The 24,401-nt window shown below is 60.4% G+C and carries 30 protein-coding genes; 14 read left to right on the forward strand and 16 right to left on the reverse strand.

Going from position 1 to position 24,401, the window contains the following annotated elements; translation table 11 throughout:
* Positions 1 to 2: 2 nt before the first annotated feature.
* From WH91_RS15175 to WH91_RS15190, 4 genes are read left to right on the forward strand one after another with little or no spacing between them, the layout of a single operon-like run.
* Positions 3 to 752, forward strand: a complete 750-nt coding sequence (locus WH91_RS15175) for a FadR/GntR family transcriptional regulator (protein WP_046171856.1) — start codon at positions 3 to 5, stop codon at positions 750 to 752.
* 3 nt (positions 753 to 755) lie between these two features.
* Complete coding sequence (gene kduI / locus WH91_RS15180; protein ID WP_046171857.1) at positions 756 to 1,586, forward strand: 5-dehydro-4-deoxy-D-glucuronate isomerase; 831 nt, start codon at positions 756 to 758, stop codon at positions 1,584 to 1,586.
* Positions 1,583 to 2,347 (forward strand): 2-dehydro-3-deoxy-D-gluconate 5-dehydrogenase KduD, encoded by a 765-nt coding sequence (gene kduD, locus WH91_RS15185; protein WP_046171858.1) that lies wholly within the window; start codon positions 1,583 to 1,585, stop codon positions 2,345 to 2,347. Before kduI ends, kduD begins: the two co-directional genes overlap by 4 nt.
* A gap of 4 nt (positions 2,348 to 2,351) precedes the next feature.
* The gene (locus WH91_RS15190) at positions 2,352 to 2,687 is read left to right on the forward strand and encodes a cupin domain-containing protein (protein ID WP_046171859.1); all 336 of its coding nucleotides are present in this window, start codon (positions 2,352 to 2,354) and stop codon (positions 2,685 to 2,687) included.
* Here WH91_RS15190 and WH91_RS15195 read toward each other — a convergent pair.
* Positions 2,684 to 3,304 carry a hypothetical protein gene (locus WH91_RS15195; RefSeq protein WP_046171860.1) on the reverse strand — a complete coding sequence of 207 codons (621 nt, stop codon included), beginning with the start codon at positions 3,302 to 3,304 and terminating at the stop codon, positions 2,684 to 2,686. The genes WH91_RS15190 and WH91_RS15195 overlap by 4 nt on opposite strands.
* Before the next feature lie 75 nt (positions 3,305 to 3,379).
* Between WH91_RS15195 and WH91_RS15200 the strand changes: the two genes are divergently transcribed.
* The 3 genes from WH91_RS15200 (at position 3,380) to uxuA (ending at position 5,617) form a co-directional block, all read left to right on the forward strand.
* Complete coding sequence (locus WH91_RS15200) at positions 3,380 to 3,994, forward strand: trimeric intracellular cation channel family protein (RefSeq protein ID WP_046171861.1); 615 nt, start codon at positions 3,380 to 3,382, stop codon at positions 3,992 to 3,994.
* Complete coding sequence (locus WH91_RS15205; protein ID WP_052952867.1) at positions 3,991 to 4,338, forward strand: DUF4326 domain-containing protein; 348 nt, start codon at positions 3,991 to 3,993, stop codon at positions 4,336 to 4,338. Before WH91_RS15200 ends, WH91_RS15205 begins: the two co-directional genes overlap by 4 nt.
* Before the next feature lie 61 nt (positions 4,339 to 4,399).
* Complete coding sequence (gene uxuA / locus WH91_RS15210; RefSeq protein WP_046171862.1) at positions 4,400 to 5,617, forward strand: mannonate dehydratase; 1,218 nt, start codon at positions 4,400 to 4,402, stop codon at positions 5,615 to 5,617.
* A 3-nt stretch (positions 5,618 to 5,620) separates the two neighbouring features.
* Here uxuA and WH91_RS15215 read toward each other — a convergent pair whose 3' ends face one another.
* The 6 genes from WH91_RS15215 to WH91_RS15240 all read right to left on the reverse strand — a co-directional run bounded on the left by WH91_RS15215 (position 5,621) and on the right by WH91_RS15240 (position 10,296).
* The gene (locus tag WH91_RS15215) at positions 5,621 to 6,763 is read right to left on the reverse strand and encodes a succinylglutamate desuccinylase/aspartoacylase family protein (RefSeq protein ID WP_046171863.1); all 1,143 of its coding nucleotides are present in this window, start codon (positions 6,761 to 6,763) and stop codon (positions 5,621 to 5,623) included.
* A 9-nt stretch (positions 6,764 to 6,772) separates the two neighbouring features.
* The gene (locus WH91_RS15220) at positions 6,773 to 7,060 is read right to left on the reverse strand and encodes an MTH1187 family thiamine-binding protein (RefSeq protein WP_046171864.1); all 288 of its coding nucleotides are present in this window, start codon (positions 7,058 to 7,060) and stop codon (positions 6,773 to 6,775) included.
* A gap of 9 nt (positions 7,061 to 7,069) precedes the next feature.
* On the reverse strand, positions 7,070 to 7,804 hold the full coding sequence (locus WH91_RS15225; RefSeq protein WP_046171865.1) for an ABC transporter permease: 735 nt from the start codon (positions 7,802 to 7,804) through the stop codon (positions 7,070 to 7,072).
* Positions 7,804 to 8,613 (reverse strand): ABC transporter permease subunit, encoded by an 810-nt coding sequence (locus WH91_RS15230; protein WP_046171866.1) that lies wholly within the window; start codon positions 8,611 to 8,613, stop codon positions 7,804 to 7,806. Before WH91_RS15230 ends, WH91_RS15225 begins: the two co-directional genes overlap by 1 nt.
* A 76-nt stretch (positions 8,614 to 8,689) precedes the next feature.
* Positions 8,690 to 9,442 carry a transporter substrate-binding domain-containing protein gene (locus WH91_RS15235; protein ID WP_046171867.1) on the reverse strand — a complete coding sequence of 251 codons (753 nt, stop codon included), beginning with the start codon at positions 9,440 to 9,442 and terminating at the stop codon, positions 8,690 to 8,692.
* 59 nt (positions 9,443 to 9,501) lie between these two features.
* A complete protein-coding gene (locus WH91_RS15240; protein WP_046171868.1) occupies positions 9,502 to 10,296 on the reverse strand; it encodes an ABC transporter ATP-binding protein in 795 nt (264 codons plus the stop codon).
* 195 nt (positions 10,297 to 10,491) lie between these two features.
* Here WH91_RS15240 and WH91_RS15245 point away from each other — a divergent pair, with 195 nt between their 5' ends.
* Positions 10,492 to 11,289: a YdcF family protein gene (locus tag WH91_RS15245; protein WP_046171869.1), complete on the forward strand. Its 798-nt coding sequence runs from the start codon at positions 10,492 to 10,494 to the stop codon at positions 11,287 to 11,289.
* On the opposite strand, the gene WH91_RS15250 is transcribed toward WH91_RS15245, so the two are convergent.
* Positions 11,274 to 12,200, reverse strand: coding sequence for a sensor histidine kinase (locus WH91_RS15250; protein WP_158409578.1), 927 nt, complete (start codon positions 12,198 to 12,200; stop codon positions 11,274 to 11,276). The genes WH91_RS15245 and WH91_RS15250 overlap by 16 nt on opposite strands.
* A gap of 400 nt (positions 12,201 to 12,600) precedes the next feature.
* Positions 12,601 to 13,395 (reverse strand): response regulator, encoded by a 795-nt coding sequence (locus tag WH91_RS15255; protein WP_046171871.1) that lies wholly within the window; start codon positions 13,393 to 13,395, stop codon positions 12,601 to 12,603.
* 172 nt (positions 13,396 to 13,567) lie between these two features.
* Here WH91_RS15255 and WH91_RS15260 point away from each other — a divergent pair, with 172 nt between their 5' ends.
* Positions 13,568 to 13,771: a NepR family anti-sigma factor gene (locus tag WH91_RS15260; RefSeq protein ID WP_425285334.1), complete on the forward strand. Its 204-nt coding sequence runs from the start codon at positions 13,568 to 13,570 to the stop codon at positions 13,769 to 13,771.
* A gap of 4 nt (positions 13,772 to 13,775) precedes the next feature.
* Positions 13,776 to 14,330, forward strand: a complete 555-nt coding sequence (locus tag WH91_RS15265) for an RNA polymerase sigma factor (RefSeq protein WP_046171872.1) — start codon at positions 13,776 to 13,778, stop codon at positions 14,328 to 14,330.
* Here WH91_RS15265 and WH91_RS15270 read toward each other — a convergent pair.
* Positions 14,327 to 14,689 carry a response regulator gene (locus tag WH91_RS15270; protein WP_046171873.1) on the reverse strand — a complete coding sequence of 121 codons (363 nt, stop codon included), beginning with the start codon at positions 14,687 to 14,689 and terminating at the stop codon, positions 14,327 to 14,329. The two genes, WH91_RS15265 and WH91_RS15270, sit on opposite strands and share 4 nt — an antisense overlap.
* A gap of 135 nt (positions 14,690 to 14,824) precedes the next feature.
* Here WH91_RS15270 and WH91_RS15275 point away from each other — a divergent pair, with 135 nt between their 5' ends.
* The 4 genes from WH91_RS15275 (at position 14,825) to WH91_RS15290 (ending at position 19,623) form a co-directional block, all read left to right on the forward strand.
* Entirely contained in the window at positions 14,825 to 15,580 is a 756-nt protein-coding gene (locus tag WH91_RS15275) for a Crp/Fnr family transcriptional regulator (protein ID WP_046171874.1), read from the forward strand.
* An 85-nt stretch (positions 15,581 to 15,665) separates the two neighbouring features.
* The gene (locus WH91_RS15280; RefSeq protein WP_052952868.1) at positions 15,666 to 17,075 is read left to right on the forward strand and encodes a sensor histidine kinase; all 1,410 of its coding nucleotides are present in this window, start codon (positions 15,666 to 15,668) and stop codon (positions 17,073 to 17,075) included.
* Positions 17,076 to 17,097: 22 nt separating this feature from the next.
* The gene (locus tag WH91_RS15285; protein ID WP_046171875.1) at positions 17,098 to 18,006 is read left to right on the forward strand and encodes a diacylglycerol/lipid kinase family protein; all 909 of its coding nucleotides are present in this window, start codon (positions 17,098 to 17,100) and stop codon (positions 18,004 to 18,006) included.
* A 96-nt stretch (positions 18,007 to 18,102) separates the two neighbouring features.
* Entirely contained in the window at positions 18,103 to 19,623 is a 1,521-nt protein-coding gene (locus tag WH91_RS15290; RefSeq protein ID WP_046171876.1) for a sensor histidine kinase, read from the forward strand.
* 24 nt (positions 19,624 to 19,647) lie between these two features.
* Here WH91_RS15290 and WH91_RS15295 read toward each other — a convergent pair whose 3' ends face one another.
* The 6 genes from WH91_RS15295 to WH91_RS15310 form a co-directional block, all read right to left on the reverse strand.
* Positions 19,648 to 20,085, reverse strand: a complete 438-nt coding sequence (locus tag WH91_RS15295) for a hypothetical protein (RefSeq protein ID WP_052952870.1) — start codon at positions 20,083 to 20,085, stop codon at positions 19,648 to 19,650.
* A gap of 5 nt (positions 20,086 to 20,090) precedes the next feature.
* Positions 20,091 to 20,453: an ElaB/YgaM/YqjD family protein gene (locus WH91_RS15300; RefSeq protein ID WP_046171877.1), complete on the reverse strand. Its 363-nt coding sequence runs from the start codon at positions 20,451 to 20,453 to the stop codon at positions 20,091 to 20,093.
* Between the two features lie 198 nt (positions 20,454 to 20,651).
* Positions 20,652 to 20,810: a DUF3309 family protein gene (locus tag WH91_RS23605; protein WP_074797343.1), complete on the reverse strand. Its 159-nt coding sequence runs from the start codon at positions 20,808 to 20,810 to the stop codon at positions 20,652 to 20,654.
* A 39-nt stretch (positions 20,811 to 20,849) separates the two neighbouring features.
* Complete coding sequence (locus WH91_RS24715) at positions 20,850 to 21,014, reverse strand: hypothetical protein (RefSeq protein WP_158409579.1); 165 nt, start codon at positions 21,012 to 21,014, stop codon at positions 20,850 to 20,852.
* 93 nt (positions 21,015 to 21,107) lie between these two features.
* Entirely contained in the window at positions 21,108 to 21,986 is an 879-nt protein-coding gene (locus WH91_RS15305) for a transglutaminase family protein (protein ID WP_046171953.1), read from the reverse strand.
* Positions 21,987 to 21,991: 5 nt separating this feature from the next.
* Entirely contained in the window at positions 21,992 to 24,397 is a 2,406-nt protein-coding gene (locus tag WH91_RS15310) for a circularly permuted type 2 ATP-grasp protein (protein WP_143078058.1), read from the reverse strand.
* Positions 24,398 to 24,401 lie beyond the last annotated feature (4 nt).

Genomic DNA, 24,401 nt, shown 5'->3' on the forward strand with positions numbered 1-24,401 from the left:
CCATGAGCCTACACGACGAAGTCATGGCTGCGGGGCGCAAGCCCAAGCTAGCCGATCTGGTCATCGGCACTTTGCGCAAACGCATTCGTGCCGGTGAATACCGGGCGGGCGGCAAGCTGCCGACCGAGAGCCAGATGACCACCATCTTTGGTGTGAGCCGGACAGTGGTGCGCGAGGCTATTGCGGCCTTGGCAGCGGACGGGCTGGTGCAGTCGCGCCAAGGCGCAGGCGTCTTCGTCGTAGGCAATGCGGCGACGCCGTTCAATGCCATCGGGGCCGATAAATCCAACAAGATCTCAGTCGCCATCAATGTGCTCGAAGTGCGCATGGGCATCGAAATCGAGGCGGCAGGGCTTGCCGCGATGCGCCGCAGCGCCAGCCAGGAAGCCGCCGTTCAAGAGGCGTGGAACGAGTTCGAGCGCCTGCTCAAGCTCGGCACGCCGACCGGCAAGACGGACTTCGCTTTTCACCGTGCCATAGCCGCAGCCACCAACAATCCTTTCTATATCGAAGTGCTGGATGGGCTTGGCAGCCGCACCATCCCCTGCGACGTCGCATCGCCCTGGGGCACCGAAAGCGTGCTGACATTCGAGTACCAGACTGGCCTGCAGCACGAACACCAAAAGATACTCAAAGCCATTTCGGCACAAGACGCCGAAGCCGCGCGCGAGGCCATGCGACAGCATTTGTCGCTGAGCCAGGAGCGCTATCGCAACAGGTTGCGCGAGCAGCCCACTGCCAATCAGGACTAGACCATGACCACAGATTACGACATCCGCTTCGCCATCGATCCCGTTAGCACCTCGACGATGAACACGGCCGAACTGCGCGAGCAGTTCCTGATCGATGATCTGTTTATGCCCGGCGCAGTCAACTGGACCTATACTCACTACGATCGCATGGCCGTCGGCGGCGCAGTGCCCGGCGCCAAGGCGCTGGCTCTGGAAACCATCAAGCCGACTGGCACAGCAAACTTTCTCGATCGGCGTGAGCTGATCGCAGCCAATATCGGCTCTGCGGGCACTATCACGGTTGATGGCAGGGACTATGCCGTGGGCGAGCGCGACATGCTCTATGTCGGTATGGGCGCCAAGGTTGTGTCGTTTGCCGGTGAAGGTGCCAAGTTCTACCTGCTGAGCGCACCGGCCCATGCCGGCCATCCGACCACGCTGATCAAGCAGTCCGACGCCAAGCGCCTTGATCTTGGCAGCCAGGAGACGGCCAACGAGCGGAGTATCTTCCAGTTTGTCAATGCCGACAGCGTTAAGACCTGCCAGCTCGTGGTCGGTCTGACCAGCTTCGCTCCCGGCTCGGTGTGGAACACCATGCCGGCCCATCTTCATGACCGCCGCATGGAAGCCTATCTCTATTTCGACCTCAAGCCCGACGCCTTCGTGGTGCATCTGATGGGTGAGCCGGACGAGACGCGCCACATCATCATGCGCAATGAACAGGCCGTGATCTCGCCGCCGTGGTCGATCCATTCGGGTGCCGGCACCGGCGCCTACACCTTCATCTGGGCCATGGCCGGCGACAACGTCGACTACACCGATGCCGAAAAAATCGGGATGGACGAGCTGCTGTGACCGATCTCTCTGCATTTTCGCTGACCGGCAAGACCGTGATGGTCACCGGCGCCAATACCGGCATCGGGCAGGGCATTGCCCTGTCCATCGGCCGGGCCGGTGGCAAGGTGATCGGCGTCGGCCGCTCCAGCATGGAACATACTGCATCGCTGATGGCCGGGCAGGGCGCCGACTTCGTCGAAGTGCGCGCCGATCTCGGTTCGACGGCGGAAGCACAGGCGATGTTTGGCTCGGCCTGGGACCAGCATGGTCCGATCGACGGGCTGGTCAACAACGCCGGCATCATCAAGCGGGTCGACGCGGTGGATTTCACCGAAGCCGACTGGGACGAGGTGATGGATATCAACCTCAAGACGATGTTCTTCCTGTGCCAGTCACTCGGCAAGCGGGCCATAGTGGCGGGACGGCCCGGCAAGGTGGTCAACATCGCATCGATGCTCAGCTTCCAGGGTGGCATTCGCGTTGCCAGCTATACGGCATCGAAGAGCGGCGTGCTTGGCATCACGAGGCTGCTGGCCAACGAGTGGGCGGCCAAGCGCATCAACGTCAATTCCATCGCGCCGGGCTATATCGAGACCAACAATACCGAGGCTTTGCGGGCGGACCCCGATCGATCGGCCTCAATCCTCGGTCGCATTCCGGCGGGCCGCTGGGGCGCGCCGTCCGATATCGGCGATGCGGCGGTGTTCCTGCTGTCGCAGGCCTCAAACTACATGCATGGCGCCGTCATCCCCGTGGATGGCGGGTGGCTCGCGAGGTAATGAGATGACTGAACAGAAACTGTTTGCGCAGCCACACGAAACCGACTGGACCGAACTGGCACCCGGCAATACGCGCCGCGTGCTGATCCATACGCCGGATCTGATGCAGGTCGAATTCGGATTCGAGCAAGGGGCGGTAGGCGCGTTGCACAGCCACCCGCATATCCAGGTCAGCTATGTCGCCGAAGGGCGGTTCGAGGTGACCATCGATGGAGAGACCGAGGTGGTGGAACAGGGCGGCAGCTTCATTGTGCCGTCAGGGTTGGAGCATGGCGTCGTGGCACTGACGCGCGGGCGGCTGGTGGACGTATTCACGCCGATGCGGCTGGATTTTCTCTAGCCCATGTCCACCAGCATCGTCTCGTAGGCCCCATCATGCCGACCGGCCCAATTTTCCATACCCGGCTTGGTCAGCAAGCCTCGGCGGGGTGGGGTGTAACTACAGATGCGCCGGACCGGCTCCTCGCGCCATTGCAGGTTAAAAGCGGCCAGCTTGGGGAAAAATTCCATATCGGAATAGGGCAGGTGGTCATGCACCCACCAGGCCATGGCCTCCCAGTCGCCGGCGCGCTCGTAATAGGGCACGAAGCGGTTGACTACGACGCAGGCGGTGGCGCCCATGCGCCCTTCTGCGTCGCGGCGGTCCCAGATATGGCCGGCATAATTGGCTTCGTTGCTGGCGCAGTTGAGCTTGTTGATATTGCCGAAATGGTTGACTGCGGCGGCCCGGAACGAGGACCGGATCGAGATGCGACCGAACCTGGCCTGCAATGGTTCGAGCAGGTTTTCGCAAAGAGCCGTTCCGGCCGCGATTGCCAGATCGGGATCGTCCGGAACATTGATGATGCCATGGATGGCGGCGATCTCGGAATGGAGGAAATCGCGCATGAAAAAGCTGTCGGATAGACGCAGGCGCCCGAATTCTTCAAGGGCTTTGACGGTTCTGGGCGATCGCATGGCGCCTCTTTCAATCATTCCGGCATAATGTTCGTCTAACCTTGGACCCACAACCCGGTTTCGACAGGACGCTCCATGCTTGAGGTCATCTTCTACATCGCCATCACGGCTGAGGCGATGACCGCGGCACTGGCAGCAGGACGGCGGAACATGGACTGGTTCGGCGTGTGCCTGCTGGCCTGCGTCACCGCGCTGGGCGGCGGCACCATTCGCGACATTTTCCTCGATCACTACCCGCTATATTGGGTGGCCAATCCCTATGTGCTGCTGCTGATCTGCGGCGCTGCGCTGGTGACCATCGCGCTGGCCCGGGTGGTGGACCGGCTGCGCTGGCCTTTCCTGCTGCTCGATGGGCTGGGTCTGGTGGTCTTCACAATCATCGGCTGCAACATCGGCATGGAGGTCGGCGCCCATCCGCTGATCGTGCTGGTCGCCGGCATGGTGACAGGCATTTTCGGTGGCATCCTGCGTGATGTGTTGTGCAATGACGTGCCGCTGGTATTCCGCGGCGAGCTATATGCCACCGTCTCGATCGTCACGGGCGCCATCTACTATTTCGGCCTTGCCGCCAATATCCAGTCGGATGTGGTGATCCTGGTCGCCATTGCGGTGGGCTTTCCGCTGCGTGTCTTTGCCATCATCAAAAAATGGGAAATGCCCAAGTTTGTGTATGACAAGGACCTTCGGTGAACCCGGCGCGCATTGTCCTGTCGCGTCGTGCCGGGTTTGATCTGCAGGGTGTGTCGCAAGCGCTGAACGGGTTGCCAGCGCAGTCAGTGGCGCGGCCCGGTCCCTGGGGAAATCCGTTCACCATTGACGACGTGGCGGCTGAACTGGGCATCGAACGGGACGCGGCGCAGGCGGAGGCAGTGGTGCGACACGGACGCTGGCTTCGCGGCGAACTTAGCGGACCAAGACCAGCGCCAGACCAAGCGAAAATTCGGGCCGAACTCGGCGGCAAGAACCTAGCATGCTGGTGCCGCGCGGGCTCGCCCTGCCATGTCGATAATCTGCTGCAGCTCGCCAACGAATAGGGCTTTTCGCGCCTGCCGCTCTGTGGCAATTACTACCATACAAGAATGCGGAGTGCTTGATTTGCGACAGACCTGGCGGTGGTTCGGACCCAAAGACCTGTGCAGCATCGACGATATCACCCAGGTTGGCGCCGAGGGCGTGGTCAGCGCGCTGCATCACGTGCCGAATGGCGTGGTGTGGTCGCCTGAGGAGATCGCCAAGCGGCATGCCGAGATCGCCACACGCAAGGATGGTACGCCGTCGGGACTGACGTGGGATGTGGTGGAAAGCCTGCCGGTCAGCGAGGACATCAAGAAACAGAAGAACGACTGGCGCGAGCATGTCGAGAACTACAAAATTTCGATGCGGCATCTCGCGGAGAGCGGCATCGAGGTTATCTGCTACAATTTCATGCCGGTGCTGGACTGGACGCGCACCGATCTGCGCTGGATCGTCCCCAATGGCGGCTCATGCATGCGCTTCGACATCGATGATTTCGCCGCATTTGACATTCATGTGCTGGCGCGACAGGGTGCGGCCGCCGACTATACCAACGCCATTGCGGACGAGGCTGAGCGCCGGTTTTCAGCAATGGACGACGCGGCTCGCAAGCAGCTTGCCCGCAATGTGACCATGGGCCTGCCGGGCTCGACCGAGTCTATGACGCTGGACGACGTGCGGGCGCATCTGGCCGAATATGGCTCCATCACTCGCGATCGTTTGCGGGCCAATTTCGTCGATTTCCTCGATGAGGTGGTACCGGTGGCGGAAGACCTCGGGCTCCGCCTGTGCTGCCATCCGGATGATCCTCCTTTCGCGCTGCTCGGCCTGCCGCGCGTTATGTCGACCGAGGCGGACTACAAGTACATCCTCGACGCCGTGGACAGCCGGGCCAATGGCATGACGCTGTGCACCGGCTCGCTCGGCGCCCGACCGGACAATGATCTGCCGGGCATGATGGAGCGACTGGGCGACAAGGTGCATTTCCTGCATTTGCGCAACGTCAAGCGTGACAATGACGACATTGTCGGCTCGTTCTACGAGGCCGAGCATCTGGCTGGCGATACCGACATGGTGGCGCTGATTGCAGCTGTCGTGCGCGAGGAAAGCAAGCGCAAGGCAGCCGGGCGCAAGGACCACACCATCCCGATGCGACCCGACCATGGGCAGGACATTCTCGACGATCTTAGCCGGCGCTCGCAGCCGGGTTACCCGACCATTGGTCGTATGAAGGGGCTGGCTGAGCTGCGCGGCGTGATGATGGCGCTGGAGCATGCGCAATGGGGACTGGCGCGCTAGGCGTCAATCCTCCAGTAAATATGCTCCAGCCCGAGCCTGCAGAACTTCGGTTCCGACGATCTTGGCAATGCTGGCGCCGCGGGTGACGTATTTGCCCATGACGCGGGACAGGATGAAGCCATCCGTACCGGCGAGGATGGGCCGGCGGGACATGAAGGCTTCCGGGCCGTGCATGGCAATCAAGTCGGCGATGGGTTGGCCCTTGATGACCTTGTCGCCCAGTTCGACGCGATAGGCGAGGAGGCCTGGTGCGTCGGCGCGCAGAACCTCGGTGGCCTCAAAGGGCGTTGGAGCGGGCGCGGGAGCTGGCTTGGAGCCAGCTTCTGCGTCGATAAGCCCACGTCCCGCAAAGAAGCCGAACAGGCCTGCAGCGTCTTGCTGGCCGATATGATCGAAGCTGTCGGCGCGGCCGCGATATTCCAGAGTTGCTGTTTCGGCGCCATTGGGGATCGGGTGGCTGGGATTGGCCAGTCGCATGTTACGATAGAGTGTTGGTAGCACCTCATCAAACGAGCCACCGCCGCTGTCTTCGGCGGTTAGCGTAGCCGCCAGGCCCATCCAGTCAGCCAGATCCTGCAGGCCGGGCATCAGTTCGGGAGAGGTGAAAATGTGCTTGAGGCTGTCGTCGTCGCAATGCAGGTCGAGCACGATGTCGGCAGCCGCCGCCGAGCGCAGCACGTGCAGGCGCAACTGCTGGATCGCCGTGCGCGGCTGCTGGCTGTCGATCCAGTCGATAGCCGCGCGGCGGATGGTAGCGATATTTTCGGCACCGTCGGCGGTCAGCTTCCCGGCAATGGCATCGGCGACCTGCGGGTAGAGATCCGGCCAGCGGCGATTGTAGTTCACCCCGGTCTCGATGTCGTAACGGCCGATATGATGGCGCATCGAAAAATTGGCGAGACCGAGCGGATTGACCGATGGGTAAATGGTGAAATGCGCCTTGAGCCGGTCGGCGACATCGGCATCGCGCAGGCGGGGCAGCAGGTGGTGCAGTGCCATTGTGCCGGGCTGCTCATCGGCATGGAGGGCCGCCTGCAGATGCACTCGGGTTGCCGCATCCTCGGGGCCGGCAGTGTACCAATAAAGCACAGTGGAGGCGCCGGGCGTATCGGCCGCGATTGTGGTGTGATGAAGCTGGAAGGTCATGGGTTATCCTCAGGCGAGGCTGGCGAGCTTGTCGGCCATGGTCTGGTGTTTATCGTTTCGGGTGGAGAAGCTCATGGTGCAGAAAATGCGCCCGACGCCCATGTCATGCAGTTTGGCACAGCAAGCTTCGACGGTTGCTGTGACCGCAGCCATTTCGCCTTCGATATTGGTGCCGTTGGGGTGCATCTCATAGGAGAGCCCGGATGCGTCGATGATGTCGCGCACCTCGCGGATATAGCGCGAAACGGATGCGCCTACGCCCATGGGGACGATGCAGAGGTCGGCTATGATTTTCATTCGAAATCCTTAACGCCACCAGGTGGGCGCATAGCGCATGCGGGGGATAGCCGGCATATGGCGCATCAGGCGGCGGTAAACCAGCCCGAACAGGAAGAACACCACCAGAGAAACTGCAAGGAAATACAGCGCCGCGACCGAGAAATGCAGGAAGGCATTATAGTCGCGCTCGAACAATTCCTTGGCGGTGATCATCAGATCCTTCTGCTGGCCGATGACCGGTAGCGCCAGGTAAACGATGGCCGTGGCGTGGAACAGAAACACCACTTCATTGGTGTAGGCCGGCCAGGCGAGACGGATCAGGTTGGGCCAGATGACTTGGCGGAACTGCTGGACGCGGCTCATGCCATAGGCGCGGGCCGCTTCGATTTCGCCACGCGGCACGGCGCGCAGGGCGCCATAGAAAATCTCGGCAGTATAGGCAGCGGTGTTCAAAACCAGCACCAGTGGGCCGATGAACAGCGGGTGCAGCACCCACCATGACATCCCCATTGGCTTCCACACAGCGACATTGAACGACAGGGCCAGCGAATAGATCATGAAGAACTGGATGAACAACGGCGAGCCGCGGAAGGCATAGATATAGCCGCGGCTGAGGCGGTTGATCAGCCGATTGTCGGATGCTTTGCCGAGCGCGAGGAATACGGCCAAGACGAAGCCAAGCGGGATCGAGGCTAGAGCAAAATAGATGTTGAACACCGCGGCCGGTGCGAACAGGCCGAGTTCTGCGATGAAGCGGTCCATCAGCGGGCCTCGCTCAGAATGCCGCGGCCGGCGCGTCGCATGATGGCGTCAAAGCTCTTTTCGGAGATCCAGGTAATGAGGATGTAGAACACGAAAAGCACGAGATAGTAGCGCCAGCGCCAATCAGCATGCACGAGGCCCACGGCGGGAAGGAAATTGGGCGCGCCAAGCCGGTCGGCCCAGAGCACGATATCGGCGATCTGCAATAGCGATAGCAAGGAGGTCGCCTTGATGATCAGCATCCAGACATTGGACAGGCCGGGCAGGGCATAGACCCACATCTGGCGGATTTGGACGCGCCACAGCACCTGATTGGCGCTCATTCCATAAGCGCGGGCGGCTTCTAGCTGGCCTTGGGGCACCGACCGCAGGGCGCCGTGTATGACATTGGTGGCGAAGGCGCCATAGACCAGGCCCAGCGAGACTGATGCCAGGACAAGATATTCGGGCGTGCCAAGAAACCAGTTGGCGTCCTTGCAGGGCGGCCAGGCGGCGGACTGGGCGGCGATCATCTCGGGCGAGCAGACCTGCGTTGCGATCAGCCATTCGACGCCTTGCTCGAAGGCCAGCGGGAAAAACAGGAAAAACAGCACGTCAGGCACGCCACGCACGATGGACGAATAGATGGTGCCGATCACGCGTAAAGTCAGAAAACGGGAGTTCTTGAGGGTGGCGCCGATCAGCCCGAAGATCACGGCCAGCGTGCCACCGAAGGCGGCGGCGAAAATGGTGAACTGGAAGCTGGCATACCAGGTCAGGTGCTTGCCATTGGTCAGATAGCTCAGCCAGAAGGCGAAATCGTCGCTCATGAACTGGCTTTCGGAAGCATTGGCATCGGCGGGCTTTCAAAGCGCCGGGGCGGGCTGACCCACCCCGGCAATATGGTTATTCAGCGAAATATGGGCCGCGGCCTTCGAACCACTGAGCGATCAGCTTGTCGACGGTGCCGTCTGCCTTGAGGGCGGTCAGGGCGTCGTCGAACTTGGTCTTGAGTTCGGCTTCGTCCTTGCGCAGGCCGGCGCCGACGCCGTTGCCGATCATGACCTCTTCACCAACGAATTCCAGCGCGCCGCTCGATGCAGCAACGACGGGTTCGAGATAGGCGCCATCGGCGATGATGGTGTCGAGGTTGCCGGCGGCGAGGTCGGCCATTGCCTGGTCGGCAGTGCCAAAGGAGACGACGGTGTTCTTGGCAGCGAGGTTCTCCTCGGCATAGGCCGCCTGGATGGTACCACCCTGGACGCCGACCCGCTTGCCTTCAAGGGCAGTCGGATCGATGCCGGCGCCGGCAGCCGCGACGAACAGCGAGGGATCGGGCGGGAAGTAGTTCTGGGTGAAGTCGATTGTCTCGAGGCGCTCGTCGGTGATCGACATGCCGGCCATGATGACGTCGTAGTTGCCGGCGAGCAGGTTGGGGATGATCGAATCCCAGTCGTTGATGATAAACTCGCAGGTGATGGCAGCCTTGGCGCAGATGGCGTTGCCGAGATCGATCTCGAAGCCTGCCGGCTCGCCCGCGTCATTGAGGAAGTTCCACGGGGCATAGGCACCCTCGGTAGCGATGCGCACGGTTTCCTGCGCCTGGGTTGCGGAACCGAGGGCCAGCAGGGCCGCCGCAGTCAGGATGAGCTTCTTCATCTATATCTCCGTTAGTTATTCTTGTCGTTGTGCCCGGCGAGCCGGGTAGGCCGTCAGCGCTACTGATGATGGGCGGCGTTGAGGAATTGCTTGAGGCGGGTCGATTTGGTGGCGCCGAAAACTTCGTCCGGCGTGCCCTCTTCCTCGATCAGCCCCTGATGCAGGAAAATGATGCGGTCGCTGACCGAGCGGGCAAATTCCATGTCGTGGGTCACGAGAATCATGGTGCGACCCTCATCGGCCAGTACCTTGATGACGCGCAGGACTTCCACTTCAAGCTCGGGATCGAGTGCCGATGTGGGTTCGTCAAACAGCATGACACGCGGGTTGATGCAAAGTGCGCGCGCGATGGCAGCGCGCTGCTGCTGGCCGCCGGAAAGCTGGGCTGGGTAGCTGTTTGCCTTTTCGCTAATGCCCACCTTGTCGAGCATGGCAAGCGCCTCTTCATGCACTTCGCCCCGCGGGCGACGCTGCACGACCAGGGGCGCTTCCATGACGTTTTCGAGGATTGTCAGGTGCGCCCAGAGGTTGAAGCTCTGGAATACCATGCCGAGTTCGGAGCGGATGCGGCGGATCTGGTTTTCATCGGCGATCTGGCGACGGGGCTTGGTCCCGCGCAGCTCGATCTCCTCGCCGTCGATGGTGACGGTGCCGCCATCGGGCACTTCCAGCATGTTGATGCAGCGCAGCAAGGTCGATTTGCCCGAGCCGGACGAGCCGATCAGCGAAACGACTTCGCCTTCGCGCGCAGAAAAGCTGATCCCCTTAAGGACGTCGAGGTTGCCGAATGACTTGTGCAAGTCGCGGATCGCCACGACAGGCCATTTTTCCGCAGCGGCGGCAGCTTGCGCCATATTCACCTTTGACCCGCAACAGCGGACATCTTCCTGAAGTGGTGGCTGCCTTTTTTTGAGGCTGGCGGCCTTGACCGCTTGCTAGAAAAGCAAAAGCTGGCGAGATAGCAAGCGGAAATAACTCTTTTGGGCTATGTCGCACAGGATGTGACGATCTGACGAGCGATATCGGCACGCGATCGCGTGGAGTGGCAATTGTTCTACTTTCTGGCCAAGATTTTCTGGGTGGTCGTCCAACCGCTAAGCATGGTCACGCTTCTGGTGCTGGCGGGAATCGTCTTGCTAGCTTTGGGGCGGAAACGGCTTGGGCTCGCGGCCAATGGCGCGGCGCTATTCGTGTTGGTGCTGTGCGGATTCACGACGTTTGGTGCGCTGATCATCGGTCCGTTGGAGAACCGCTTTACGCGCCCGGTGACCATGCCATCCAGGGTGGACGCGATTATAGTGCTGGGCGGGGCTACGCTGGCGCGCGTCAGCACAGCGCGCGGCGTTGCCGAACTTAACGAAGCCGGTGATCGGCTGACCGAAGCCGTGGTGCTGGCCCGGCGTTATCCGGAAGCGCGGATTGTGTTTTCTGGTGGCGCAGGCATGCTTGACCCTGGCGAGGCGGAGGCTGCGACCGCGGAGCGGTTCTTTCTGGCGATGGGCATTGCCCCCGAGCGTATGGTGCTCGAAGACCAGTCCCGCAACACCGATGAGAATGCCGACCTGACGGCGTCACTGCTAGGCGATACGGGTGGCACTGCAATGTTGGTCACTTCCGCCTTTCACATGCCGCGCTCAGTGGGCCTGTTCCGCCGCGTTGGTCTCGACGTAGTGCCATGGCCAACCGATTATCGCAGCGCCGGTCAGGAGGGGTTCGGTATGGATTTCGCGAACCCGATAAATAGTCTCGATATCAGCAGCATCGCGCTGAAAGAATGGATCGGGCTTGCGGTTTATCACTGGACCGGACGGATTGATTCCATGCTGCCGGCTCAGATTTCGAACTGATCGGCCGGCACCACCAGGCGGTAGCGCACGCTGTCGGGCTCGATGAGAAACTGGGCACTGCCGCCAACCGACAGCGGCACGATGCGTTCCAGCACTAAAGTACCGAAGTGCGGCTGTCGCAGCGCATCGCCACTTTCGATGCCAGCCTCCTGCCACTCGATCACCAGATCGGCTTCCTGCCCTGAATGATCGACCAGCGTGGCATCGACCCAGACGTGCCCCGGCGCATTGTCCGCCAAGGCGCCATGTAGCACGGCATTGGCGCCCAGTTCGTGAATGGCCAAGCCGATGTGCAGGGAGGCGTTCGGCCCCAACAGCGGGTTTTCGCCAGTGATGCGCACTTGGGCCAGCCGGTTGGAGCCGACCCGGGTGAGCTGCGCCGTTATCAGCGTGTGGAGATAAGTGCCGCGCCAGTTACTCTCGGTGACGAGATCCTGCGTGCTCGACAGAGCGTGCAGCCGACCGCGAAACTTGTCGAGAAAGCCTTTGATTGTTGAGCTGTGATGAGCTGTCTGCATTGCGACGGACTGCACGATGGCGAGAAGGTTTTTCGAGCGGTGGCTGACTTCGCGCAGCAAGGCCGACATAGCCTGTTCGCGAGCTCGGCTTTCTGTGACGTCGGCTATGATACCCAGGACGCCGTCCACGTCAGGCTGCAGGCGCACCTCGAATACCCGTCGCCGGAGCCCTTCGCCAATATCGAAATGAAAATTCTGCTCGGCGCCACTGCGGCGCGCCTGCTCGGTGTTCGCGCGGTAGGTGCTGGCAATGTCGGGAGGGAAAGCGGCTGACTCGGCTAAGCCCAGTATGTCTTGCGGCCAGCTCTCGGGAAGGTTCTCGGCTAGATCGAAGTGGTAATGGCGATCCTGGTGCAGGATGCAGATGCCTTGTTCGCGCAAACCAGCTGACAAGGCGCGCAACCTCATGTTCGACTGTTGATTGAGCGCTGGGGGCGGCATAGCGGGAACTCACAAATGTCGCCAGGCTGGACGGCTTCGCCTATGACGAAGCCACGATGCTATCCGGCTAGGAGAGAAAAATTTTCATGTGCGCCGGAAGAAACCGGCAAGTAGTGAAATGACAACAAAGCCAGAAACAGGACAACGAGACCTGTGCAATATCAGCCGAGGCGCCTGTTATTCCATGACACTCCCGCTAGGAGAGTTATGAGGAACAGGCGCTAGTAGAGCATGTCTCTCCCTCGTATAACGATGGATACGCAACGGGCCGCGAGGGTGCCAGTTCCTGTAAGGCAAGAAAAAAGGCCGGGAAAACCCCGGCCTTGTCGGCAGTTCGAATGCATTGGCGAAATCAGGCAGCGGCGCGGGAGCCTTCGTCGAAGAACAACGCCTGGCTGATCAGCGCCTTTACCATGTCGGGGTTGAACGGCTTGGTTACGAGGAAAGTGGGCTCGGGACGCTCGCCGGTCAGCAGGCGTTCCGGGAACGCGGTGATGAAAATCACCGGCACCGAATGGTGGTTCAGGATGTCGTTTACCGCGTCGATGCCAGAGCTGCCATCGGCAAGTTGGATATCGGCCAGAATCATCCGTGGATTGGTCTGGTTAAACAGGTTGACGGCTTCCTTGTGCGTCCGTGCAACGCTGACGACCTTATGGCCGAGGCTTTCCACAAGCTGCTCGATATCCATGGCGATCAGGGGCTCGTCTTCGATAATCATGATCTCTGTCGCCACCTGACGCGAGATTTCAATCGACGCTTCATCGAGCAGGGAGGCGAATTCGCTATCGGACACCGATAGGATCTCAGCGGCCTGCGGATGGGTAAAACCTTCTACAGCAACAAGCAGGAACGCCTGGCGGGGGCGTGGCGCCAGATTGGCAAGATTGCTCGACGCCCGCTTCTCCCAAGCAAAGGTTGAAGTCGGCTCAGGGACTTTGACGGCCGAGGACGAGAACAGCGCTGAGAACAGCTTGTACAGCGCAATGCGATCGTTGGACGCTTCGGGGAACAGAGAAATGTCCGCAATGAGGGCTTCCAAAGTGGCGGCCACATACGCGTCGCCAGATGTCTGCGACCCCGTGACGGCGCGCGAAAACCGCCGTAGATACGGCAGGTGCGGAGCAATCCGCGTGGACAAAGTCATTAGTCTGAACTCCCAGTGACGCTTAAGGCTCGTGATAGCACGAACCTCGGAAACGGTCGCTGGTGAAAGAAAGTTCCTGACGGTCAGGAACTTTTTTTGACAGTGTGCATTATGTCCACGAATGTGGGCAATCTCAATTTCGACGGCAAATAGCGTCATGAAGGACAAACTGGTGACCCAGCAACGTATGCGTACGCAGGCGGGGCGGGCGGAAGATGGGCTCGGTCCGAATACGGATATCGGCAATCGACTGCGCGCACTCTACGGAGCCGTGCAAGACGAAGGTGTGCCGGAGCAGTTGCTCGACCTGCTGGAAAAGCTGGATAGTGCCGAGCAGGCGCACAAATCCAAGAATTCCCCTCGTGATGGGGAGTAAACACATGAGTGGCGAACCCCCCACCTTCAAGCGCGAGATGCTTGCAACGCTTCCCAGCCTGCGCGCTTTTGCGGTCTCCCTGACCGGCAAGCACGACAAGGCAGATGACTTGGTACAAGACACCGTCATGAAAGCCTGGGCTAAGCAGACCAGCTTCGAAATGGGTACCAATATCAAGGCGTGGCTTTTCACTATCCTGCGCAACGAATTCTACAGCCAGATGCGCAAGCGGGGCCGCGAGGTGCAGGACAGCGATGGCGCATTTACCGAGCGTCTTTCAGTGCATCCGGCCCAGTATGGCTCGATGGATATGCAGGATTTCAAGAAGGCGCTGTCGCAACTGCCGGATGATCAGCGTGAAGCCGTCATCCTTATTGGAGCCTCCGGCTTTTCCTATGAGGAAGCTGCGGCGATATGCGATTGTGCAGTCGGTACGATGAAGAGTCGCGTCAGCCGGGCACGCACTCGCCTTCAGGATATTCTCAAGATCACGGGTGAGGCTGACTATGGTCCCGACGCTGTTTCGGCCCAGGTGACCACGTCCAATCACAGCTTTTAGGGATTAATGGCAAGCGCCCGTGCTATGGCGCTTGCCATTGTCTCCTCTGGGATTGGTTTGACGAGGATCGGCACAGCGCTGGTTATGTTGCGCGATAGGCCGATATCGCCAGTGGTAATTACCAGCGGAACACCGGCGGCACTTAGTTCTGTTGGCAATTGCTGATTGTGGGAATGATCTAGTCTTAGCTCTATGATCGCTAATGCCAGATCAGGCCAATGCTGACGCAGTTGCCGGGCCTCGCTCGCATTACGCGCAAACAGGGTCTGCCCCACGCCGAGAGCCTCCAGCATCTGCTGAATGTCTAGAGCGATTAAAAATTCTTCCTCGACAATGAGGACTGGACTACCTCTGAGCATGGTTCTTCCCGAGCGCGTTGTTAAGTCCCTGATGGACCCGGTGGCCGAAGTTGTCATTTAAGTTTGACATGTGCGGGAACGGCGGCGAAACCACTGCGTTTGGCTGTTGCCTGTTTTAGCGTCTTATGGTGATCCTTGAGCCTTGTGCTGCCAAGTTCTGGACGAAGGGTGCCATGCGAGCAGTGTCCTCTGCGGGCCATGCCGAGCTTCAGGGCCTTTGAAAGCCAGGAACTTCGATTTGTTTCGTCGTTCAAAACAGGCGAGCTGGTGGCCGAGACCGGTACAACGCTTCTGGCAGAAGGCAATAACAGCGTACACCTCTATACGCTGCTGTCAGGCTGGGCCTTTCGCTACAAGACGTTGCCGGATGGACGTCGTCAAATTCTCAATTACATGCTGCCCGGCGATCTTGTCGGCCTCCAGGGCTCCATAATTGGCGAGATGCAACACTCGGTTGAGGCTTTGTCTCCCTTGGTCCTTTGCGTGTTCCAGCGAAATCGGCTGACTGAACTTTTCAGTAACCATCCAGGGCTGGCCTTCGACATTACCTGGCTGGCAGCTCAGGAAGAGCGGATGCTTGACGACCATCTATTGAGCCTTGGGCGGCGCAATGCCGTCGAACGGGCTGCCTATCTCATTGCGTTTCTCTACCAGCGAGCAGCGTCCGTTGGGCTTAGTGGGGCAAACGCTCTGTATCTGCCGATCACGCAAATGCATGTAGCCGACACGCTGGGCCTGTCGATCGTCCATACAAACAAGACATTGCGTAAACTGGCAGATCGAAAACTCATTCGCTGGCTAGATCGCTCCTGCGAGGTCCTCGATGTCGAGGGGCTGATGCAGGCCGCGGAGTGGGAAGGCCCGTTGGAGCGGAAGCGGCCTTTGATATGATTGGGTGCCGGGCCTCAAATATGCCATTGCGCACAGGCAGACCGGACCCGTGTGGTGAAACGCGGCCCGCATCTGGATGACGACGATGAACATTATGGATGGGATCGGCAGGCTAAAGGGGATGACACAGGCCGAGTGGCGCGTGGCGCACAATGCCGCAGTGCTGATGTCCTTGGGCCTAGTGCTGCTGGCAGCCGTGGCGGCGCTGATCCTGGTGCAGGGCATCGACCGGCAGATCGGCGACGTCCTGCATACCTATGACGTACGAAATCAGGCGCGCGAACTCACGATCACCCTGACCGGCGCCGAGAGCGCCCAACGCGGCTACGTGCTGACGCGCGACGATAGCTACCTCGAAGACTACCATCAGTCGTCATCCTCAATCGGCACCCGATTGCTTGCTTTGACTGGTCTTACCACGGATGACCCGCTGCAGGCCGCGCGTATCCGCGCTATCGCTGTGGAAACCGTCGACAAGTCGGACGAGATGGAGCGCAGTGTAAAACTGGTGCAGGACGATCGAACGGCAGACGCGCGCCGACTTATTGCAGCCGGCGTCGGCGAACGGCTGATGGGTAGCCTGCAGGTTGCGCTCCAGCAGTTCATCGACGAGGAAAACGCTAAGCTTTTCGATCGCAACGAGCAAATTGATCAATCCCGGCGCTGGTTGGTGGGCGCAATCATCACGGCTTTGGCGAGCGCGGTAATTCTCGCCTACGCGCTGTTTGCGCGGACGCAGAGGCAAGTCAGCGCACTGGTACTCAGCAAGGACCAACTGCACAGCGAAAACGAGATGCTGGAGGCTCATGTGATCGAACGCACGCAGGCGTTGGACGAGGCCCGAATTCACGCTGAGCAAGAGCGACAGCGTGTCGAGGCGTTGCTGCAGGATGCCAGTCACCGCATCGGCAATTCCCTCGCAACAGTATCGTCACTGCTCGGGCTGCAATTGCTCCGAACCAAGTCGGAGGAAGTGCGCGTGGCGCTTGAATCGGCACGGTCGCGGGTTCACGCGGTTGCCTCCGCGCACCGCCGGCTCAGGCTTGGTCACGACCTCGAAACCGCAAGTGCAGATGAGTTTTTAGAGGCCGTGTTGGAAGATATCGCCAAGACTGCCGGCGACCCCACAGCGGTCAACATTACGGGCGAATTCGATCCGATAGTGGTCGGCGCGCGCGATGCCACGACGATCGGCATCCTGGCGGCCGAACTGGTTACCAATGCGCTCAAGCACGGTTTTCCCGATGGCCGCGCCGGCGCAATCGCGGTCTCACTCAAGCCCGATCCCAACGGCGTGCCGGTGCTCAGAGTCGTCGATGACGGCGTTGGACCGCCAGACGGGCAATCACTGGGCGAGGGCGGTCTTGGGTCGGTCATTATTGCCCAACTGGCCAACCAGTTCGGGGGCGCCCCGTACTATGAGCGACGGCCTGAAGGCGGCCTGAGTGTCAGCGTACCTATGCCGAACATCGAAACCGTTTCAACCGCCAGCTGACACTAAACATCGAGGGGCACGAATGCGCTTCATTGCGATACTGAATAGCGATGGTGGCACGCTGCGAACCATGGACCTGGGCGGGTTCTGCGTCACGGCGCGCGGGATATTTGAGCGGCACGGGCACGAACTCGATTGCCGAATTGTTGCTGGCAGCGACGTGGGAACCGCTCTGCGCAAGGCCGCGCAGGAGGAGGGCGTGCATGCGGTGTTAGCCGGCGGCGGGGACGGCACCATCTCGACCGCCGCAGGTATTTCGTTTGAGACGGGGAGACCGTTGGCAGTGTTGCCGGCCGGCACGATGAACCTCTTTGCGCGGGCGCTGAAGGTGCCGCTGGAATTAACGGAAGCACTTGAGCGAATTGCCGACGGCGGGGTTAACGCCGTAGATATTGCAACTGCAAACCAGCGGACATTCGTGCATCAGTTCAGCGTGGGCATCCATGCGCGGCTGGTCCGCATTCGCGAGAACATGACCTATGGCAGCCGGATCGGCAAAATGCTGGCAAGTTTGCGTGCCATCGGGGCCGCTGCACTCAATCCGCCCCAGTTCGAGGCGGAACTGCACACTAGCAATGGAATCGAGCGGAGGCGGGTCTCGGGCATCACCATTTCCAACAATCCATTGGGCGATCGACAAATTCATGCCGACGGCCTGCATGCGGGCATTCTCGGCGTCTATGTCGCCGCTCCGCTTTCGACGACGGCCCTGCTGAGGCTGGCCATAGATGTTCTCCTCGGTAGCTGGCGCGACAGTCCGATGGTTTCGGAGGAGGAGGTAGCGGAAGTTACCCTACATTTTCCAAAGCGAAAGCACGGCGCACAGGCGGTGATCGACGGCGAGTTGATCAACCTCGATCGTTCGGTTGTGCTGAAGGTGCATCCGGGCGGCTTGAAGGTCGTGCTGCCAAAAAGCTCGGAGAATGCATAGAGATAGAATTTTTGGAACCGAATATAACCTCTGGCGTTAGACACAACCAGTCGGCAGGTTGAATGCCGCCCGTGCAGTGTAGCGTTAGGACCAGAAGTGAGCGATTCAGGCCTTCCCCTTCCAGCAGATGTGCGGAAGGTTTTGGACGATCCGGCGCGGCTGGCGGCTATTGCTGCACTTGAGACCCTGGACAGCGGGCCCGATGCCGACTTCGACCGCCTTGGTCGCATCGCTGCCCATATATTCGGCTCAGAAGTATCCTTGATATCGTTGGTCGGTAACGATCGGCAGTGGTTCCGCGCCCGCTACGGCGTAGATATGACTGAAACCGCTACCGACATGTCCTTCTGCGCATATACTCTGGCTTTAGAAAGCGATGATGACACCCTGGTGGTGCTCGATGCGGAGAAGGATTCCCGCTTCTTTAACCACGCCTTTGTAACGGGTTGGCCGCATATCCGCTTTTATGCTGGTGCCAGTATCAAGGTTGCCGGACAAAAGGTCGGGTCCGTCTGCGTCATCGATACCAAGCCTCGAGCAGCGCTTACGAATGAGGCGCGCGAACAATTGATCGATCTGGCGGCGCTAGCCTCCAGTCTGTTCGAACTGAAGAATGAAGCCCGAGTGAGAGCACGCACGGCGGCGGCTTTGCTACGGGAAGAGTGGCGCCACGCCCTGACGCTGGAAGCAGGCAAGGTTGGCAGCTGGGTCTGGGATGTCCAAACCGGCGAGGTAACCTGCAACGACATGTTCCGTCGCATGTACGACCTGCCAGAGGTAGACACGATCCGTATCGCCGACGTGTTGGCAGCAACCCATGAGAGTGATCGCTCTACAGTGCAGGCGGGCATTGATGCCAGCTTTAGCGATGGCGTCGATTTCAGTACCGAGACGCGAGCGGCCAATACCGGGCGTTGGCTGACCATGCGCGGCCGGGTTTATCAGCGCGATGCCGACGGAAAGGCGCTGGTGATGATGGGCGCCAGTATCGACATTTCGGAGAGCAAACAGACGGCGGAGCATACCCGGCTGCTGTTGCGCGAGCTCAATCACCGGGTGAAAAATACTCTGGCGATGATCCAGTCAGTGGCCCGCCAAACCATCCGGCAAAACCCGGATCCGAAAGACTTCATCGAGGCTTTTTCGGGCAGGTTGCGCACGATTTCAGATGCACATGTACTGCTGGCCGATCGAGATTGGACTGGCGTGCAACTGTTCGAAGTAATTGGCTCGCAACTCGGACCCCAGTTCCGTACCACGCCAGACCGGGCCGAGGTTAGCGGCGATGATGTCATGCTGCCGGCCGATCATGCAGTAGGTCTTGGCCTGATCTTGCACGAGCTGACCACCAACGCGCATCGATTCGGCGCTTGGTCGAGCGATCGGGGCATCGTAAACATTGACTGGGAAATCAGGGACACCCCCGTGCGTGGCTTGTCGCTGACCTGGCGCGAAAAAGGCGGCCCACTGGTGCAAAAGCCGGATGAGTATGGATTGGGAACGCGCCTGATCCAGCGTAGCCTCGCGAAGGTGTTGGATAGCGAAGTGCAGCTCAATTTCGAGCCGGATGGCGTGGTGGCGAGTGTGTGGATGCCGTTACCGGCGGAACAGATTTAAGGCCGCCTTTCGGCGGCCTTTTCGCTATTGTTCGGTCTTGTCGCTGCCACCACGGACCAGCAGGAAAGCAGCCAAGGCCGCCGCCGGAATACCCAGCGTTCGCAGCAGTGGAGACCTGAGCAGCACGGGCAGCGCGGTAATTGCTGCCGTCGTCACGAAAGCGCTGGTCTCGCTGGACCTACGCTTTTCAGCAACTTCTCGCTTGTGCCGCCCCTTGCCGATCAGGCTGCCAAGATAGACGGCCAGCGCTAGCACAAGAAACCCAGCGGCAAAGATCAACGCAGCATAAATGACCCCAAGCACATCGGATAATGCGAAAAAGCCCGCTGCGACGAGGAAAAACGCTCCAACCGCTGCGAAAGCAACGATCACCGCATTGAGGATTACGGCATTGCGCACCCGCTCGGTTATTGAGTCGAACTCAATGCCGAGCAGGGCTGCTAATGGAACCAGAAGGTTCATGGCACTTAGTGTCGCGACAGAAGGGCGAGTACGAAGCCGATGCCGATTGCGCTGGCGACCGCCGTCAGAGGCTTTTCCCTGATGGTGGCCTTGAGCTGCTGCTCGATGTCGCTGGCCTTTTCTTGTACGTCTTCTACGACGTGCTCGGCCTGCCGCTGCAAGTGACTGGCCTCGCTCTTGGCAACAGCCTTGACCTCGTTGACCTTGTCATTGCTCAAGCGGGCCAGGGTTGCGGCGATGGCCTTGAGATCGCTCTGCAGCTGGGAAACTTGATCTTCGAGCTGGGCCTCGCGAACCTTGGCGCTCGCCCGGCTTGCGCGGGCAGCAGCTGGTTTACGTTCTGGTGCCAGATCGGAAGTGGTTGCCATGTGACGCTCCTGTTGTTGTAGGGATGGAACGCCCTGAAAACCAAGGGGTTCCGTTCGCGGAAAAGAAGACACCCCAATGCACACGAAGCGCATCGGGGTGGCAAGGGGCGGGTGAAAGGGGGGCGACTTTCGACCCGCGGGCGCTTCTCATGAAGTGAGAACCAGAGACTGGCTGCGCCTGTTTTATTTACTGGGTATCTAGATGCGTCCCATCAAGACGAGGATTAGGATAATCACCAGAACAACACCTAGGATTCCGGAAGGACCGTAGCCGAAGCCGCGCGAATAGCCCCAACTGGGTAGAGCGCCGACTAGCAGAAGAATGAGAACGATAACGAGAATTGTACCCAAGCCCATGGTAGCTCTCCTATTGTTTTTGTGACGCTTTGAAGGTTTCTAGAGAACAGCGAGTAGAAGTCCGGCGACAATTGTCAGGATCAAGAAAGCAGGGGCAAGAGCCTTGAACATGGTGCTGTAATGGGTTTCCTCATCATAGCCTTCGGTCCATACCATGGTGTCACGACCCGCATTCTCTAGTGCCTTGATCTCCATGGTGCTCATAACCATCTCCTCCCCCGCAAATATTGCGCGTGGCCGAGTAACGGGGGGCGATCAATATTGGTTCCGCGAGCCGATTGAATCAGATCGATGGAGCTACTCGACCCGAATTACGTCTACCGACTGGGTGGTTTCGTGCGAGCCGTGCGTCTTGAGCACGCCGACGATGGGCGATATGTCGGCATAGTCGCGACCATGCCCGATTGAGATATGATCGGGTCCAGCAATCATCGCGTTGGTCGGGTCGAATTCGATCCAGCCGACATGCTGGCCGCACCAAGCGCGGACCCAGGCATGCATGGCATCGGCGCCTTCAAGCCGCGGCTTACCCGCGGGAGGCGTAGTGCGCAGGAAGCCCGATACGTATCCGGCCGGAATGCCGATGCCGCGGAGCCCTGCGATCATCACGTGAGCAAAATCCTGGCAGACCCCCTTGCGCAAGGCAAAAGCCTCGGCCGGCTTGGTCTCGACATCGGTGGCCTTGGAGTCATAGGCAAAATCGCGATGGATGGCCATGCAGAGTGCGGTTGCCGCCGCCATGACCGAGGGCGTTCCGGCGGTGACATCTTCCCCGTATTGGGTGATTGCCGCCACCAGTCGCACGCGCGGCGAAGAGGAGAGGAAATGATGCGGGCTATCGGGCTCGACCGACCAGTGGCGCGATATTTCCTGGCGCAGGACCTCGCGGGATGGCGACAGGTCGGCCGGTGGAATGTTGTCTTCTACCTGGACGCGCGCGGTCAGGCGAATATCGAGATGGTCATGCGGCATCACATAGGTAAGCGTGGTGACCGAGTTGCCGAAGAAATCGGTAAAGGTGCTTTCGCGCTGCGGGCGTGGCTCAAAGGAAAGACCGGAGGCTACGACGCGCTGTACGCCAGGCACGCTGATCGGCGCCACGCGAATGAGGTGGCGGCCGCCATGCACGGTAGCATCGTAGTCATAGTGCAGCGCGAGGCGTACATCATAGAGCATGGTCGTCACACGAAGTAGGCCGCGGCAACGAGGCTGGCCAGCATGCCGATGTCGGCGGCCATTTTGTCGAGACGTTGGGGGGTCATGTCGGCCGGATCGGCGATCCGCAAGTCGGTCTCGATCTGCAAGGCGGCCTTGGCGGCTGATGAGAGTTGTCCGTCATCGATGCCCCCCGGAAGCATCTCGATCTGCGCACGTAGTTCGGCTATCTGGAACAGCACCGAGCGCGGATTGAGGGGGTCGAGCGCCAGCAGGTCGATGGCGCTTTGCGTGCCGGCGCTCACCGAATAACGGCGCCGGTGCGACATGACGCTATCGCCAATTTCGAGCAGCATTTCGAGCGAGCCGTCCGGTGCGTCCTTGCCGGTCAGGTGGCTCAGAATCCGGGCAATCTGGATGGCGCGCTCAAGGCGACGACCGAGTTCGAGAAACCGCCAGCCGGCAAAGCGATACATGTTTTCATGCACGAGGCCGGAAAAGCCGGCCAGTTTGCGCAGCAGCACGGTCATCGAGCGGGTGGCGTCGTCGCCCGACCGCACCTTGGTCGCAAAACGCTGGGCGGTCTTTTGCAGGTCGTTTAGCGCCAGCCAGCCATCGGGCGAAAAGCGGTCGCGGATCTGGCCGGCGCTGTGCACGGCGCTGTCGATGGAGGCGAGCAGGCCCTGCGGCATGGGCTCACTGGCATCGACATCGATGCTGTCGAGGAACGCCGCGCAGTGCGTGAGAATGGGCAGGTCGGCTTTGCTGAGCTCTGCCAGGCGGGCGTTGTAGGCGCGCAGGATGCGAACCGTCGCCTCGCAGCGTTCGGCGTAACGCCCGAGCCAGATCAGGTTATCGGCGGCGCGGCTGGGCAGGCTTCCCGGTGCATTGCGCACCAGCTTCTGGCCATCCTGCGGCAGCAGCGAGACGCGCTCGACCGGCTTGGATGACAGCACCCAGACGTCTGCCGCCTGACCGCCGCGCTGCATGGCGATGGCGCTGGTATCCTGGCTGGAGCCGACGCGGGCAAAGCCGCCGGGCATGATAGTCCAGCCCTGGGCGGTGCGCGCAGCATAAACGCGCAGCGTGATGGGGCGCGGCTGCAGCTTGCCATCGACATAGACCGGCGCAGTGGACAGGCGCACCGGCTCTTGGCCGACATAGTCGGCGCCACTGGCCCGAATGCGGTCGAGCAAGGCGGCTTTCTGGTCGGACGGAATAGACGAGCCCAGCGCCGTGCCGCGCAAATCATCGAATGGCAGGCTGGTCGAAAAGGCCGGGCCGATCAGCAGGTTATCGAAGTTATCGAGCACATGTTTTTGCTCGCCAGCCTGGCCGCACCACCACGTGGCGATTTCCGGCAGCAGTAGTTTGCCCCCAAGCAATTTCTGGGCAAGGCGCGGCATGAAGGCGGCAAGGGCACGGGTTTCGAGGATGCCGGTGCCGAGCGCGTTAATCATCGAGATCGAGCCGTGACGCAGTGCTTCGACCATGCCGGGCGTCCCGATGCGACTATCGTAACGCAGTTCGAGCGGATCGACGAAGCTGGCATCGACACGACGCCACAGCACGCTGACCGGTTTGGGACCAGCGACGGTACGCACCATGACCTTGCCGTCTTCGACGATCAGGTCTTCGCCCTCAAGCAGCATCAGGCCAAGATAACGGGCAATATAGGCGTGTTCAAAATAGGTTTCGTTGAGCTGGCCGGGCGTCAAAATGCCGACGCGGCCGCCATCGCGCTTGGCGTCATCGAACAGCTTATCGCGGAAATCGCGGAAGAAACCGGCGAGGCGCTGGACGTTCATGTCCGAGTAGATATCGCTGAGCGCACGCGTGGTAGCGACGCGGTTTTCCAGCGCGAAGCCGGCGCCGGAGGGGGCTTGGGCACGGTCGCCCAGTACCCACCAGGCGCCATCGGGGCCGCGGCCCAGTTCGAAAGCGCAAAAATGCAAATAATGGCCGCTAACGGGTTTGACGCCAACCAGCGGACGCAGGAATTCGCCGTTGCGCGCGACGAGTTCGGGGGGCAGCAGGCCCTGCTGAACCAGTGTATTGTCGCCGTAAATATCGGCGATCACGGTTTCGAGCAGCTCGGACCGTTGAACCAGCCCGGCGCTGATGCGGGACCAGTCGGCCTCTTCGATCAGCAGCGGCACATGGGCAAGTGGCCAGGCCCGCTCCTTGCCTTCAGCGCCGTCATATTTGCGGTAGAACACACCGGCATCGCGCAGGTACTGGTCGGCCCGCTCGAAGCGGGCTGCCAGTTCGGCTGGGCCGAGCTTGTCGAATGCGGCCATGAGCTGAGACCAGCCCGGGCGGATGTTCCCGTCCGGGTCGATCATCTCATCGGGGACACCAGGCTGCAGCCGGTAGTCAGCAATAATGCTGGGGCCGGCCGGAGGCTTGCCGCGAGACTTTTGATTCCGCATTTCC

The organism is Devosia psychrophila, assembly GCF_000971275.1.
Lineage (GTDB): Bacteria > Pseudomonadota > Alphaproteobacteria > Rhizobiales > Devosiaceae > Devosia > Devosia psychrophila.